Raw genomic sequence first — 14,402 nt, 5'->3', positions numbered from 1 at the left:
GTCGTTCCTATAAGCCCTTGGTGATTGCTTTTGCTGAGTTGCCTGTTTTTCTTGAATCTTCTTTGAAGATGGTTGCCGTTTTTTCTCACTGTCTTTGCCGCTAGCAAATGTGGACCTGAATCCACTTACGCGATTAAATAGTGCATTGATATAATTTACGGTACCGCTGAGATATTTTGGAATCTATCAGACGGGCCTTGGTACTGGAGTGGTATTTGTGTCGACAATTTCGATTAAGCAATCACATAACAAAACGTTGGGAGAAGTTCGGGAGCTGGCCGACTCTCTCGCTAAAAAACTAGAAGATCGTTATCAATTAACCCCCAATTGGGTTTCTGATAATGCTGTTGAGTTAACTCGGCAGGGGGTGACGGGCTTGCTTGAGTTTGATGAGCATGCAGTCAATGTGAATATTAAGCTTGGCTTAATGATGTCTGCGTTTAAATCTGTAATTAGCACCGAAGTGGAGCGCGCATTACGGGAGAAACTTGCTTAAAAAAGTGTCGCCAGAGCCGGAATTTTTTGCCGTCTGCAAGGCTCTAACAGCTTGTCGTAGTGAACCGGAGTTTGTTGCCAAAATGACTTACCGTTTATTTTCTGTTGCAAAGTGGCCTAGCCAAATCATCATGTCCCTGTGTTTTATGCTGGCGATGGCGAGTAGCCATTCTGCATATGCGTTATTTCCATTTGCCGACTCTCAGGGCGAGCCATTGCCCAGTTTGGCGCCTATGCTGAAAAAGGTGAATCCGGCGGTTGTAAATATTTCCACCTATACCACCCGCAAAATGCAGCAAAACCCTTTGCTTAATGATCCCTTCTTTCGTCGCTTTTTTAATATTCCCGAGCAGCAAATGCAGCAGCCCCAACAACGGCGCACGCAAAGTGCGGGTTCCGGGGTGATTATTGATGCGGAAGAGGGCACGGTATTAACCAATCATCACGTTATTGATGGTGCAGACGAGATTACCGTGGCAATGGAGGATGGCCGTAGCTTTACCGCTAAGTTAATTGGCTCTGATCCTGAGCTGGATATCGCCGTGTTGAAAATAGAGGGCGAGGATCTGGTTGAGGTGAAGGTGGCTGATTCTGATCAATTACAGGTTGGTGATTTTGTCGCTGCCATTGGTAACCCCTTTGGTCTTGGGCAAACAGTGACAACAGGTATTGTCAGCGCCCTTGGTCGTACAGGCTTGGGCATTGAAGGTTACGAGAATTTTATTCAAACCGACGCCTCTATCAATCCGGGTAATTCGGGTGGCGCACTAGTAAACCTTCGCGGTGAGCTGGTGGGAATTAACACGGCAATTCTGGCGCCCTCTGGAGGCAATGTCGGTATTGGTTTTGCGATTCCAGTTAATATGGCCCGTGCCAGCATTGGCCAAATTTTGGAGTATGGTGAAGTTCGGCGTGGCCAGCTTGGGGTGGTGATTCAAGATTTGACCCCTGAGTTGGCAGAGGCTTTCGATATCGACCGTTTTCAGCGTGGTGCCATGATTGCCGAAATTCAAGAAGACAGCGCTGCGGATAAAGCCGGACTAGAAACCGGTGATGTGGTGATCGAGATTGATGGCAAACCGGTACTTAGCTCCGCACAATTGCGCAATGCCGTAGGGGTTCGCAAAATTGGCGATAAAATCAAACTGAAAGTACTGCGTGAAGGCAAAGAGAAAACCATTAAAGCGACACTGGCTGAGCCAGAAAAATTCTCGGTGGCGAAAGACAGTGGGGCCGCAGGAGAATTGCTGAAAGGTGCGACTCTTCGCAACGCGGATGACGGAAATGCGGTATTAATAGAGAAAATAGAGCCTGGTTCGCCCGCAGCGAGTTCTGGCCTGCGGCCGGGCGATTTGATTGTGTCGGTAAACCGTCAGCGGGTGAGCAACGTAGAAGCTTTTGCAAAGGCAGCAGCCCGGTCTAATGACCGTTTATTGCTCAGAATTGTGCGTGGTCGAGCGGCATTGTGGGTAGTGCTAAACAAATAAGTAGGGTGATCAGCTAATGTTGGCGGCACCGAGGAGTAAGGCGATGAAAGCGTTATTAGCAATTTTTGTAGCAGTTATGCTGGCGGCCTGCTCGGGGCTGCCAGTCAGTACCGATTATGCCCCGGGTTATGATTTTTCGGGGTTGAATAGCTACGCGTGGCTGCCCCCCAAGGAAGATAACAAGTTGAAGCCAGATGACCCGGAAGCCAATAATGATCTGGTGCGTCAACGTATTCAGGGGGCTGTGGATTCTCAGTTGGCTGCAAGAGGTTTTAAAAAAGTCGCTGATCCGCAAAAAGCGTCTATGCTGGTGACCTACCACAATGGGCTTGAAGACAAGATAGCGGTCGACAACGTTGGTGCCTGGAATAACCATTTTGGTTACTATCCTTGTTATCACTGTTTCCGTCGCCCCGGTTTTGGTTATTATGGCGACCCGTACTTTTTTCACCAAAATCAAACGTGGGTACGTAACTACACCGAGAACCGCTTAATTATTGATATTATCGACCCTGAGAGCCGGTCTTTGATTTGGCGCGGTATTGCTAAGCGTTCCCAGCCTCGTTTATCTACCCCTGAAGAGCGCAGGTTGTATGTTTTGGAGACAGTGTCGGCTATTTTGGCTGAGTTTCCACCTGGATATTCAGCTACCCAGCCTTAGGGAGTCGTATATTTGATGCTTTAGTCGTCGTAGTAGCTTGCATGTAAGTAGGCTTTCTACGACAATAGCGCCCGCGTTGAAAAGCGAGTCTTTTCAAGGTGTTCGACGGTGGTCCTTCCGGTCCCCTCGCAACGATAGATAGCAAACCCCGCCAGGCCCGGAAGGGAGCAACGGTAGTTATCGACTCGTGTGCCGGGGTGTGGCTGGTTGGACTGCCACCCAAAACTCCCTCCGTTTTACATCCTCTGTACGTTCATCCCCGCGCTTATTTGTTGGCCTGAGTAATCCTTAGCAAGCTATTCCACCGTCTTTGTTTATGTGCTGAGAGCCCTAGTGTATTCTTGCGGCTTCAGAATTAGGATGCGATTGATGAGCTATCAGGTATTGGCGCGAAAGTGGCGCCCGAAAAGTTTTCGTGAAATGGCGGGCCAAAATCATGTCTTGAAGGCATTGATCAACGCGCTGGATCATGACCGCCTGCATCACGCCTACCTTTTTACGGGTACTCGCGGCGTGGGCAAAACCACCATCGCACGGATCTTGGCCAAGTGCCTGAATTGCGAAACCGGCGTTAGTTCAGAACCCTGTGGCCAGTGTCAGTCGTGTGTAGCGATTAACGAAGGCCGCTTTGTCGACCTGATTGAAGTGGATGCAGCATCTCGTACCAAGGTAGAAGATACCCGCGAGCTGTTAGATAACGTCCAATACACCCCAAGCCAAGGCCGCTATAAGGTCTACCTTATAGACGAAGTGCACATGCTGAGTAGCAGCAGTTTTAATGCCTTGTTGAAGACCTTGGAAGAGCCACCGCCACACGTTAAATTTTTATTAGCTACTACCGATCCGCAAAAAATTCCGCCGACTATTTTATCTCGTTGTCTTCAGTTTTCGCTGAAAAACTTGAGTCCAGAAAAAGTGGTCGAATACCTCAAAATCGTACTCGAAAAGGAAATGATTCAGTACGATGACGGTGCGCTTTGGCTGTTGGGACGAGCTGCAGATGGCAGTATGCGGGATGCTTTGAGCTTGACGGATCAAGGTATCGCCTTTGGTTCGGGCAAGTTATCTGAGCCAGAAATTCGGCAGATGCTGGGCACAATAGACCACGATGCGGTTTATCGCTTAATTGCGGCCCTTAATGAGCGGAGCGCATCATTGGTTTTGCAAACCATTGCCGACACCTTGGAGCTGGGCGTGGACCCGGCAGGGGTGGTTGATGAACTGCTTAGCGTTCTTCATCGTCTTGCATTGGCACAGCTTGTCCCCGATGGCATTGATAACAGCTTGGGTGATAAACAACGATTGCTGGACCTTGCTGGTAGTTTGCCCGCTGAAGATGTGCAGTTTTTTTATCAAATGGCGCTGGCAGGTCGGCGAGATTTTGGTTTGTCGCCAGATCCTAGGGCGGCATTAGAGATGCTGTTGCTACGGATGTTGGCCTTTATGCCAGCTGGCGTTGCTCACCCGCCACAGCGGGCATTACCCGGCGATCAGCTTGCAGCGGAGGCTGCTGCATCGGCAAAAAAGCCGGAGCCTAATCGCCGGGAGGCGATGGTGTCCCAAAGCCCAAATCAAGGCATGTCGAGCCAAAGTATATCGAACCAAGACATATCGGATCAGGGTTCTGATGAGCCAGCGGCTGTTTCTCAGGTTGCTTCTCCAGCCCAGACCGCAGCGCCAGAACAAACTGCTCCAGCCCCCCAAGCGTCGACGCCAAGCCCCGCATCGCCTGCGCAAACCTCTGCGTCACCGGTGTCACTTGCGTCGACTTCTGAGCCCTCGGTCGAGCTGGGTTCATCTTCCGACGAACTGCCGCCTTGGGAAGAATACAATTCTTCGTCTCATCATGTCGCAACACCGCCATTGTCTGGGGCTGATGCCGCTCGACAGGCTTTGTCAGCGACCATCACAACAGAGACCAAAGAAGAAGAGCAGGGCGCCTTTGAGCCGGATGTTCCCCCGTTGGGTGAATTGCATCAGCAGCATTCTGCGTCAAAGCCTGACAGCATAGCTCGGCCATCAGCTGCGCCTCCTCAAACAGAATCTTTAGCTGAGTCCATGAAAGCGCCGCCAGCTGCACCGATGGAGGCTGTGGCTCCGTCTTCATCAAGCGATGAGGTATATACGTCACCCTTGTCTTGGGATGAATTAAACACTACCAGTTGGCGTGAGCAGTTTAGCCGCTTTAAACTGCCGGGCATGCTGGGCAGTGTCGCCTCGCACTGCCAGATTCAAAGTCTCGGTGAAGGGCATATCAATTTTTGTATCCATCAATCTAACGCCGCCTTGTTGAATTCACGTCATATCGAGCGACTGGCTGAGTCATTAAGTACGTATTTTGAACGCCAAATACAGGTTAAAATTGATATTGGTGAGGTTGCTGAAGAAACGCCTGCGGCCTACCGGCAGCGGCAGCTTGAACAACGTTTGCATGAAACCACGCAGGCAATACTGGGTGATCCGGTTGTCCAACAATTAATGACAGATTTTAACGCCGAGCTGGAAGATGGCTCAGTAAAACTCGGTGAATATCAGGAGAAGAGAGGACGATGAAAGACCTCAACGAATTAATGAAAAAAGCATCTGAAATGCAGGAGCAGATGCAAAAAGCCCAAGAAGAAGCCGCCAATATCGAAGTACAGGGCGAGGCTGGCGCGGGCTTGGTTAAGGTGACGATGACCGGGCGCCACGATGTGCGCCGGGTACAAATCGACCCAACGCTACTCAGTGAAGATAAAGAAATGCTGGAAGACCTGGTAGCTGCCGCCGTTAATGACGCCGTTAAAAGGGTAGAAGTGACTAATCAAGATAAGCTCAGCGGCATGTTTTCTGGCATGAATATGCCCCCCGGCTTCAAGATGCCATTTTGAAATGAGTTATAGCCCGATAATCGACGAGCTGATCGATGCGTTGCGGTGTTTGCCGGGGGTTGGTCAAAAAACCGCCCAGCGCATGAGCTTTCAGTTGCTAGAGCGTAACCGCAACGGTGGTCTACGTTTGGCTGAAGCTCTGCAAGAAGCGGTAGAAAAAGTCGGCCATTGCCAGCGCTGCCGTACACTGACAGAAGATGAGTTCTGTAAAATTTGCAGTGACGCCCGGCGCGACAGCAGTTTGATTTGCGTGGTGGAGTCACCAGCTGATGTGGCTGCATTTGAAGCCAGTGGCGATTACCGGGGTCATTACTTTGTGTTGATGGGCCATTTATCGCCCATTGACGGCATCGGTCCGGAAGAGATCGGCATTGACCTGTTGGTGCAGCGGGTTAAAGAGCAAGGTGTTGAGGAGCTTATTCTGGCCACCAACCCTACTGTCGAGGGCGAAGCGACGGCTTATTATATTACTGAACAAATGCGCAAATTGGGCATTACGGTGAGCCGTATTGCCCACGGTGTGCCGTTGGGCGGCGAATTAGAATACGTGGACAGCGGCACGTTGGCCCACGCAATGAAAGGGCGGCGACGCATTGATTGATTACCACTACATTCGCAGCAACAGTGAACTGGCTCGGTATTGTCAGGAGTGGACTTCTGCAAGTTTTCTCGCAGTAGATACCGAGTTTATCCGCACCGATACTTTTTTCCCGATTGCCGGTTTGATCCAAATTGGCGTGGCCGGAAAGTTATTTTTGATAGACCCCCTGACCATCGATGAATGGTCTGGCTTGGTCGCGTTGTTTGAAGACGTTAGCATCCCTAAAGTGCTGCACTCCTGCAGCGAAGATTTAGAAGTGTTTCAGCGCCTGTTGGGCTGTATTCCCACGCCGATATTAGATACTCAAATTGGCGCAGGCTTGGCTGGTTACGGTTCTGGTATTAGCTACCAGCGTTTAGTGGAAGCCTGTCTCGGTGAGCATGTAGAAAAGGGCGAAACCCGCTCCGACTGGCTACAGAGACCATTAACCGAGCGGCAATGCAGTTATGCCGCGCTGGATGTTGAGTATTTGCAGTCGGTATATGTATCGCTTGTTGAAGCCTTAAAAGAAGTGGGGCGGTTGCAATGGTGGCATGATGAATGTCAGCAAATGTTAGACAATGTGCGCAATGCACCAGGCTCCGCACAATATTATCAACGCATTAAAACGGCTTGGAAGTTACGGGGTAAAAACCTGCTGCTTTTACAGCGTTTGTGTGAATGGCGTGAGGGCGAAGCCCAGCAACAAAATATTCCCCGCGGCCGTATTCTGAAAGACAATAGCTGCTTTGAAATTGCTCGCCAACAACCCGCCAATAGCATCCAGCTCAATGCCATTAAAGATGTGTCGTCAAAGATCGTACGGCACCATGGCGAGCTGATTTTAAATATGGTGTCAGAAGCCTTGGCTGAAGATGACCGCAGTGTGCTGCCTGCTAACTTGGCGCCCCCGTTGGGCGGCGATGATATGCGAAAGTTTAAAAGCCTGCGCAGCGTGGTGCAGGACTGTGCTGAACAGGCGAATCTCCCTGCTGAGTTGCTGATGAAAAAACGCGATATCGAATACATTGTAAGAGAGGCTGCATGGCCAGATTCATTACCTGATTGGCGAATGTCTTTAGTGGGCGAGGGCTTGAGTCGATATCTTAAAAAAGAGAGCGAACAATGAAGCGGGTCTGTGCGATATACCGCAGTAAACGGCACGACGGCATGTATCTCTATGTCGATAAGCAAGAAGCCCTTGGTCGGGTGCCAGAAGAGCTGCTGCGCCGATTTGGCCAGGCGGAATTTAGCATGACCTTGTTGTTGCATCCTGAGCGACGTTTAGCGCGTGCCGACGTGAGTAAAGTTATGGCCGCGATTACTGACAATGGTTTTTATCTGCAGTTGCCGCCAGAGCCATTTAGTAACGAAGTGCGTTCACCGGAATAACGATGGATGAGTTCTGGCGCTATAAAAAATTAGACCAGCTTGACCGCCAGGAGTGGGAAGCGTTGTGCGATGGTTGCGGCAGATGCTGCCTGCACAAGCTGGAAGACGAAGACAATGGTGATCTGTATTACACCAATGTGGCATGCCACCTGCTTGATACTGATGCCTGTCGTTGCAGCAATTATAGCCATCGCCGCGAAATAGTCAGCGATTGCATAAGTTTGGCCGCTGAGGATACGCAGAGTTTAGAATGGCTTCCCAGTAGCTGCGCCTATCGACGCATTGCGGACGGCCGAGGTCTTGCGGACTGGCATCCTTTAATATCAGGAAATGCCGACAGTGTTCATCGGGCAGGCATATCCATACGTGGCCGCTGCGTCTCTGAGCGAGACGACGTTGAATTGATAGAACATATTATTCACTGGATAGATTAAAGATGATTGATCAGGGCGATTACCAAATAGCATGGCAGGCCTACCTCGGTTGTGGATTGTTGGCTGCGGTGTTGTGGCTGTTTATTGTACGTCGTATTCCGGCTGCATTTTTGCGTTACTGGCTGATGTTGGCTGGGGTGATATTTTTATTTACGCCCGTGCCCCATCCACTGAATCCCGCAATTTGGGTGCCCGGTAATGTGGCGGCAGTGTTAAGTCTCATGACCGAAGGCTTGGAGTCGGCTATGCCGATTATTTTGACCATGGCCGCGGGACAGGTTTTAGCCTTAATATTGGCGGTATCGCTATTGCTGTGGTTTGGTAAAGGCGGTTCGAATGATAAGCCCGCTGAGTCAAACAAAGCCAATGCGCCAAAAAAGAACCGCAGAAAAGCCGCTGTGGTTCGCCAGGAACCCAGTTTGAAGGTTGAAACCGATAAGGTTTAAAACCCGCTATTTGCGTATCAACATCGCAGTTGAGCCGATGTTGATACGCTGCAAAAAGCCATTATTCGATTTCGGTAAACGCCCCTTCAAACAGCGCAGAACTTAAATAGCGTTCTGCGGAATCAGGTAATATGGCAACCACCAGTTTGCCAGCGTTCTCTGGGCGGGCAGCCATTCTTTCGGCTACTGCAACGGCTGCGCCGCTGGAGATTCCCGCTAAAATACCTTCTTCTTTCATCAAGCGGTGAGCCCACTGCATGGCTTCTTCGTTGCTCACGGCTTCGCATATATCGACCATAGATAAATCTAAAGTATCAGGTAAGAAGCCAGCGCCAATCCCTTGAATTTTATGAGGTCCGTGGGTGGGTTCTTCGCCTTTCATTGCCGCGCGAATCACCGTGGAAGAGTCGGGCTCGATAGCTACCGAGGTGATGGCTTTACCGCATTCATTTTTGATATAGCGTGAAATTCCAGAAATGGTGCCACCGGTGCCAACACCACTGACCAAAATATCGATGGCACCATTTGTATCCTGCCAGATTTCCGGTCCGGTGGTTTGCTCGTGAATGGCCGGATTGGCCGGGTTTTTAAACTGCTGGGGCATAAAGTATTTTGCCGGGTCTTTGGCAACCAAAGCTTCGGCGGCGGCAATGGCACCGTTCATACCTTTGGCACCGTCACTTAATACGAGCTTGGCACCCAAGGCCACCAGTACTTTGCGGCGTTCCACGCTCATGGTATTGGGCATGGTTAGCGTAATAGGGTAGCCGCGGGCGGCCGCAACAAAGGCTAGAGCAATGCCAGTGTTGCCACTGGTGGGCTCCACAATTTCCATACCCGCTTTGAGTTTACCGTCTTTCTCCGCCTGCCAAATCATACTGGCGCCAATGCGACATTTAACACTATTGGCGGGGTTACGACTTTCCATTTTGATTAAAATATTGTGTTGGGTAATGCGTTTTAGTTTGATCAGTGGTGTTTTGCCAATACTCAGGCTGAGGTCGTCGTAGGGGGCGGTCATAAAAATAGCTCCTTATTTTGCCTCCAGTGTAGAGGCTATTTGGTTCGCAAATTCGTGGTTGTGGACTCGATGATTTAATTTGTTTGTTACCATGAGTAATATAGCGCCTCGTAAACGGCATTGCCTTATCTGGCTCGCCTGTTAGGCTAATCGATTCAATTTTAGTGCTGCTTTGTTTGAAAGTAGCGACTTAGCGTAGGAAAAATGCATGAAATTTACCGGAACCGACTCTTATGTATCCACCGATGACCTCAGTATGGCTGTTAATGCGGCAGTAACACTGCAGCGGCCGTTGTTGATCAAAGGTGAGCCCGGCACCGGCAAAACCCTGCTGGCAGAGCAGGTTGCAGAGTCACTGGGAAAACGTCTCATACAGTGGCATATCAAATCAACTACCAAGGCCCAGCAGGGCTTGTATGAATACGATGCGGTATCTCGCTTGCGAGATTCCCAGCTGGGTAACGACAAGGTTCACGATATTGCCAACTACATCAAAAAGGGCAAGCTCTGGGAGGCTTTTAACGCCGACGAGCAGGTAGTGTTGCTGATTGATGAAATCGACAAGGCCGATATCGAGTTTCCCAACGACTTGCTGGTAGAACTGGATCGGATGGAGTTTTTTGTCTACGAAACCGGTGAGACGATAAAAGCCAAGCACCGCCCCATTATTATTATCACCAGTAATAATGAAAAAGAACTGCCAGATGCGTTTTTGCGCCGCTGCTTCTTTCACTTCATTACGTTTCCCGACCGGGCGACAATGGAAAAAATTGTCGAAGTACACTATCCCGGCATTGCCCAGAAATTGGTGCAGGAAGCGCTGGAAGTGTTCTTTGAGGTGCGGGGCATACCCGGTTTGAAAAAGAAACCGTCTACCTCAGAGCTTATCGACTGGTTGAAGCTGCTGATGGCTGACGATATCCCTGAAGAAGTTCTTAAAAACCGCGATGGCAGTAAAGCGATTCCACCACTGTACGGTGCGTTGTTAAAAAATGAGCAAGACGTGCAGCTGTTAGAGCGTCTGGCCTTTATGCATCGCCGGGAAACACGAGTTTAATATGCTGGTTCAGTTTTTTCTTGGGCTTAAAAATAGCGGCATTCCCGTCACCACTCGGGAGCTGCTGGACGTGCTAGAAGGCCTGCAGCAACGTTTGGCTTTTATGGATGTGGACGAGTTTTATCAACTCGCTCGCCTATGCATGGTCAAGGACGAGAAATACTACGATCGCTTTGACTTGGCCTTTGCGCGTTATTTTAGCGAATTGTCGGATTTAGACGATATTATCGAAGCGATGATTCCCGATGACTGGCTGCGTCGTGAATTTATGAAGCAGCTCAGCGACGAAGAAAAAGCGCAAATAAAGTCTATGGGCGGGCTGGACAAGCTGATAGAAGAATTTAAAAAGCGTCTTGAAGAGCAAAAAGGCCGTCACGCTGGTGGCAACAAATGGATAGGTACCGGCGGCACGTCGCCTTACGGCCATAGCGGATATAACCCTGAAGGAATTCGCATTGGTGGCGAAAGCATGAACAAAAAAGCCACCAAGGTGTGGGAGCGCCGAGACTTTAAAAATTTGGATGACAGCGTCGAGCTGGGCACCCGCAATATTAAAGTGGCGTTGCGTAGATTGCGAAAATTTGCTCGCACTGGTGCGACTGAAGAGTTGGATATTGGTGACACAATTTCGTCCACCGCAAAAAATGCCGGTTTGTTAGATCTGAAAATGGTGCCTGAGCGCCACAACGCCGTTAAGGTTTTGTTGTTCTTTGATGTGGGCGGTTCGATGGACCCCTTCATCAAGGTCTGCGAAGAGTTATTTTCAGCCGCTCGCACCGAGTTTAAGCATATGGAGTATTTTTACTTCCATAACTTTATCTATGAGTCGGTATGGGATAACAATGTTCGCCGTCATATGGAGCGTATCTCCTTACTGGATGTAATGCATAAATACAGCTCTGACTACAAAATTATTTTTGTGGGCGACGCGGCAATGTCGCCCTATGAAATTGCCCAGCCGGGCGGCAGTGTCGAGCATTGGAACGAAGAATCTGGCGCCGTGTGGATGAAGCGTCTGAAAGACACTTACCATAAAGTCGTATGGATAAACCCGACACCACCAGAAGAGTGGCGCTGGACCCACAGTATTCATATGGTTGAAGAGGTCATGGACGGCCACATGTACCCCATGACGTTGGCAGGGTTAGAGGCGGCAATGACGTATCTTGCTAAGTAATGATGACTTATTGGTGTGAGCAATAAGCTGCTTGTCAGCAGCTCATGCCATTTCTTTCAAAAATTGTCCCGACAGCGCTCATTACAGGGGCGCTCATTTTTAACGACCCTCCTCGGTAGATAGTCCAAGTATTAATTTCCGGCCGACGAAAATGCAATCAATGCAGCGGTAATGGCGACATTGAGGGATTCCACACCGTTGTGCATAGGAATGCTGAGCTGTTGTTGGCAGAGCTTGCTAATTGCTGGACTGACTCCATCTGTTTCGTTTCCCAGCACATACACGCTGCTTCCCTGATAGTTATCGGTGAGCAGCGATTGCTTGGCGTGGGAAGAAAGTGCACAGAGCCGGGTGCCGTCGTTTTTAAGTTTGCTCAGGCAACTGCTTAAATCGTCACAAAGAAAAATGGGGGCTCGAAACAAGGTACCCGCGCTGCTTTTTATCACCAAGGGTGACAGCGCTGCACAGCCTTTACGGGGCAGAATCAATCCATCAATGCCGCTGGCGGCAACAGAGCGGATTATCATGCCAAGGTTTTGAGGATTGGTGATCCGGTCAAGGGCAATAAACTGCCGCTGCCCGGTAGCGGTTTGTTGACTTAATTCACTCGCGTCTTTAAGACCGGATAACTGCAAATCTGCAGCGGCGCCCTGATCCTGTTTACCATTTTTTGAAATGCGCGACAGGGCTTGCCGATCGTGCATTTCAATAATAACCCCACGCTTTTCTGCCAGCTCGCGCATTTTCCGGATTTGACCATCTTCACGATTACTGGAAGCCAGATGGAGCTTATAGACCGCAATTGCGTCATCTTGAAGTGCTTCTAATACAGGCTTGCGGCCGTATATTGTCAGCATCTGTGCGAAGAAGGCTTTGCGCTGCTGGTAGTTTTCCGAGTCGCTCATGGTGTCCTGTCATTGTCGCTATTAATAAGGGAGTGAGGTGAGGGCGGAAGTATACCGGGCTCCTTAAATTTTCGCTCAACCCTTGAACAACAATTCACTATCAAGGGGGCTGCTCACAAACGTCAGGCTTTAAGTACGTCATTAGTGTGCAGAACAAGGTATCACCCTTGAGATAAGTAAAAGATTCGTTCTACCAAGATTTATCTGGATTTTTGAAGCGAGCAACCTTGTCGCTACGACCACAAGTAGTGCATGTGTTCCAAAAGTAGGCATGTATTTTGCTTTAATCTGGTGCGATTCTATTTGGAATGGAATATGTGAACTGAATAGAATGTTATTCAGTTTGTACTAATAATGCTTTTTACTTGTAAGTAATTGAATTTCCAATGTAATAACGGCCATTGGGGACTTTGCTCCAATAATGCTGCAGTATTCATGACGCTGCATATTGGTGCAATTGCTGGGCGTTTGCTCGTTGGTAGTGCGTATAAAATTTGAGTGGAGACTATTTGTGATTAAAAACCTTACTCACTCGCCGGTTCGTGTTGTTGCCGGTTTTCTAGTGTTGATGGCTGCACCGCAATGGGGATTTTCCCAAGGCTTGAGTGAAGCTAATACGGCATGGATGTTAACGTCGACGGCGTTAGTGTTGCTGATGACCTTGCCGGGGCTGGCGCTGTTTTATGGTGGCTTGGTTCGCAGCAAAAATATTCTCAGCATTTTAATGCAGTGTTTCAGCATTACCTGTCTTGCATCTTTACTGTGGGTTATGGTCGGTTACAGTATTGCCTTTGCTGATGGCAATGGGTTTATGGGCTCTTTGGATAAAGCGTTTTTGTACGGCGTTGGCGAAGATTCTCTGAGTGGCGATATTCCTGAAACGGTTTTTATTATGTTTCAAATGACCTTTGCCATTATTACCCCGGCGCTCATTATAGGTGGCTTTGCTGAGCGGATTCGCTTTTCTGCCGTCATGCTGTTTTCTGCATTGTGGTTGATTTTGGTCTATGCGCCAATTACCCATTGGGTGTGGGGCGGTGGCTGGTTGGCCGAGTTAGGCTTGTTGGACTTTGCTGGTGGCACGGTGGTGCACATTACGGCAGGTGTGGCCGCCTTGGTTGCTGCGCTGGTGTTGGGCAAACGGCAAGGGTTTGGACAAATGGCGTTGCCGCCGCACAATTTGACTATGACCTTTACCGGTGCGGGTTTGTTGTGGGTAGGCTGGTTTGGTTTTAACGCGGGTAGTGCGCTTGCCGCCAATGGCGATGCCGGCATGGCGATGCTGGTTACACATTTGTCCGCAGCAACAGGTTGCCTGACCTGGTCGTTTATTGAGTGGGTGAAATTTGGCAAACCGAGTGCGCTTGGCGCCGTAACAGGTATGGTGGCTGGCTTGGGCACCATTACCCCTGCATCGGGTTATGTTGGTCCTGGTGGCGCCATCGTGATTGGTTTGTCTGCTGGCTTTGTGTGCTTTTACTGCACGCTGGCAATGAAGCAGGTTTGGAAAATCGATGATTCTCTCGATGTTTTCCCGGTGCATGGTGTGGGCGGTATTTTGGGCACCTTTTTGGCGGGCATCTTTGCCAGCTCTGAACTGGGCGTGTTTTCAGGCCAAGGCTTGGCCGAGGGCGTGAGCATTGTTCAGCAGCTAAAGGTTCAGCTTATTGGTATTGGAGCCACCTTTGCCTATACCGCGGTGGTGAGCTACCTGTTGTTTAAAGTGATTGATGCTTTAGTCGGTTTACGAGTGACGCCAGACGAAGAAAGCGAAGGTCTGGATTTGGTGGGCCACAACGAAGTGGGTTACGACTTGTAAGCTATTTTCAGGATAAAATAAAACCGGTGTCAGGCTTCAAGCCTGCACCGGTTTTTTT

General features: G+C 49.6%; 15 protein-coding genes and 1 other RNA gene. 14 read left to right on the top strand and 2 right to left on the bottom strand.

Annotated elements, in window-relative coordinates; genetic code table 11:
• The first annotated feature begins 217 nt into the window (after positions 1 to 217).
• The 11 genes from IMCC21906_RS10305 (at position 218) to IMCC21906_RS10260 (ending at position 8,365) form a co-directional block, all read left to right on the top strand.
• Entirely contained in the window at positions 218 to 496 is a 279-nt protein-coding gene (locus tag IMCC21906_RS10305) for a polyhydroxyalkanoic acid system family protein (protein ID WP_047012100.1), read from the top strand.
• 82 nt (positions 497 to 578) lie between these two features.
• On the top strand, positions 579 to 1,982 hold the full coding sequence (locus IMCC21906_RS10300) for a DegQ family serine endoprotease (RefSeq protein ID WP_047013334.1): 1,404 nt from the start codon (positions 579 to 581) through the stop codon (positions 1,980 to 1,982).
• A 43-nt stretch (positions 1,983 to 2,025) separates the two neighbouring features.
• A complete protein-coding gene (locus IMCC21906_RS16355; RefSeq protein ID WP_052763485.1) occupies positions 2,026 to 2,643 on the top strand; it encodes a DUF4136 domain-containing protein in 618 nt (205 codons plus the stop codon).
• Positions 2,644 to 2,758: 115 nt separating this feature from the next.
• An RNA gene (ffs, locus tag IMCC21906_RS16670) (signal recognition particle sRNA small type) lies at positions 2,759 to 2,855 on the top strand.
• A 157-nt stretch (positions 2,856 to 3,012) separates the two neighbouring features.
• The gene (dnaX, locus tag IMCC21906_RS10290) at positions 3,013 to 5,196 is read left to right on the top strand and encodes a DNA polymerase III subunit gamma/tau (RefSeq protein ID WP_047012099.1); all 2,184 of its coding nucleotides are present in this window, start codon (positions 3,013 to 3,015) and stop codon (positions 5,194 to 5,196) included.
• Positions 5,193 to 5,513: a YbaB/EbfC family nucleoid-associated protein gene (locus tag IMCC21906_RS10285; RefSeq protein ID WP_047012098.1), complete on the top strand. Its 321-nt coding sequence runs from the start codon at positions 5,193 to 5,195 to the stop codon at positions 5,511 to 5,513. The genes dnaX and IMCC21906_RS10285 overlap by 4 nt, the downstream gene beginning before the upstream one ends.
• Position 5,514: 1 nt before the next feature.
• The gene (recR, locus tag IMCC21906_RS10280) at positions 5,515 to 6,114 is read left to right on the top strand and encodes a recombination mediator RecR (RefSeq protein WP_047012097.1); all 600 of its coding nucleotides are present in this window, start codon (positions 5,515 to 5,517) and stop codon (positions 6,112 to 6,114) included.
• Positions 6,107 to 7,222 carry a ribonuclease D gene (rnd, locus tag IMCC21906_RS10275; RefSeq protein ID WP_047012096.1) on the top strand — a complete coding sequence of 372 codons (1,116 nt, stop codon included), beginning with the start codon at positions 6,107 to 6,109 and terminating at the stop codon, positions 7,220 to 7,222. The genes recR and rnd overlap by 8 nt, the downstream gene beginning before the upstream one ends.
• Positions 7,219 to 7,485, top strand: coding sequence for a YcgL domain-containing protein (locus IMCC21906_RS10270; protein ID WP_047012095.1), 267 nt, complete (start codon positions 7,219 to 7,221; stop codon positions 7,483 to 7,485). Before rnd ends, IMCC21906_RS10270 begins: the two co-directional genes overlap by 4 nt.
• A gap of 2 nt (positions 7,486 to 7,487) precedes the next feature.
• Entirely contained in the window at positions 7,488 to 7,919 is a 432-nt protein-coding gene (locus IMCC21906_RS10265) for a YcgN family cysteine cluster protein (RefSeq protein WP_197085889.1), read from the top strand.
• A gap of 2 nt (positions 7,920 to 7,921) precedes the next feature.
• Positions 7,922 to 8,365 (top strand): hypothetical protein, encoded by a 444-nt coding sequence (locus tag IMCC21906_RS10260; RefSeq protein ID WP_047012093.1) that lies wholly within the window; start codon positions 7,922 to 7,924, stop codon positions 8,363 to 8,365.
• A gap of 61 nt (positions 8,366 to 8,426) precedes the next feature.
• Here the strand turns inward: IMCC21906_RS10260 and cysK are convergent, their stop codons facing one another.
• Positions 8,427 to 9,386 carry a cysteine synthase A gene (gene cysK, locus IMCC21906_RS10255; protein ID WP_047012092.1) on the bottom strand — a complete coding sequence of 320 codons (960 nt, stop codon included), beginning with the start codon at positions 9,384 to 9,386 and terminating at the stop codon, positions 8,427 to 8,429.
• A gap of 208 nt (positions 9,387 to 9,594) precedes the next feature.
• Between cysK and IMCC21906_RS10250 the strand changes: the two genes are divergently transcribed.
• Entirely contained in the window at positions 9,595 to 10,443 is an 849-nt protein-coding gene (locus IMCC21906_RS10250) for a MoxR family ATPase (protein WP_047012091.1), read from the top strand.
• 1 nt (position 10,444) lies between these two features.
• Positions 10,445 to 11,620, top strand: a complete 1,176-nt coding sequence (locus IMCC21906_RS10245; protein ID WP_047012090.1) for a VWA domain-containing protein — start codon at positions 10,445 to 10,447, stop codon at positions 11,618 to 11,620.
• 131 nt (positions 11,621 to 11,751) lie between these two features.
• On the opposite strand, the gene IMCC21906_RS10240 is transcribed toward IMCC21906_RS10245, so the two are convergent.
• Positions 11,752 to 12,525, bottom strand: a complete 774-nt coding sequence (locus tag IMCC21906_RS10240; RefSeq protein ID WP_047012089.1) for an RNA methyltransferase — start codon at positions 12,523 to 12,525, stop codon at positions 11,752 to 11,754.
• A 568-nt stretch (positions 12,526 to 13,093) separates the two neighbouring features.
• Here IMCC21906_RS10240 and IMCC21906_RS10235 point away from each other — a divergent pair.
• A complete protein-coding gene (locus IMCC21906_RS10235; protein ID WP_047013332.1) occupies positions 13,094 to 14,344 on the top strand; it encodes an ammonium transporter in 1,251 nt (416 codons plus the stop codon).
• Positions 14,345 to 14,402 lie beyond the last annotated feature (58 nt).

This window comes from Spongiibacter sp. IMCC21906 (genome assembly GCF_001010805.1).
GTDB lineage: Bacteria > Pseudomonadota > Gammaproteobacteria > Pseudomonadales > Spongiibacteraceae > Spongiibacter.
Note: the sequence above shows the minus strand (reverse complement) of the source record. Positions and strands in the feature narration are given on the sequence as shown.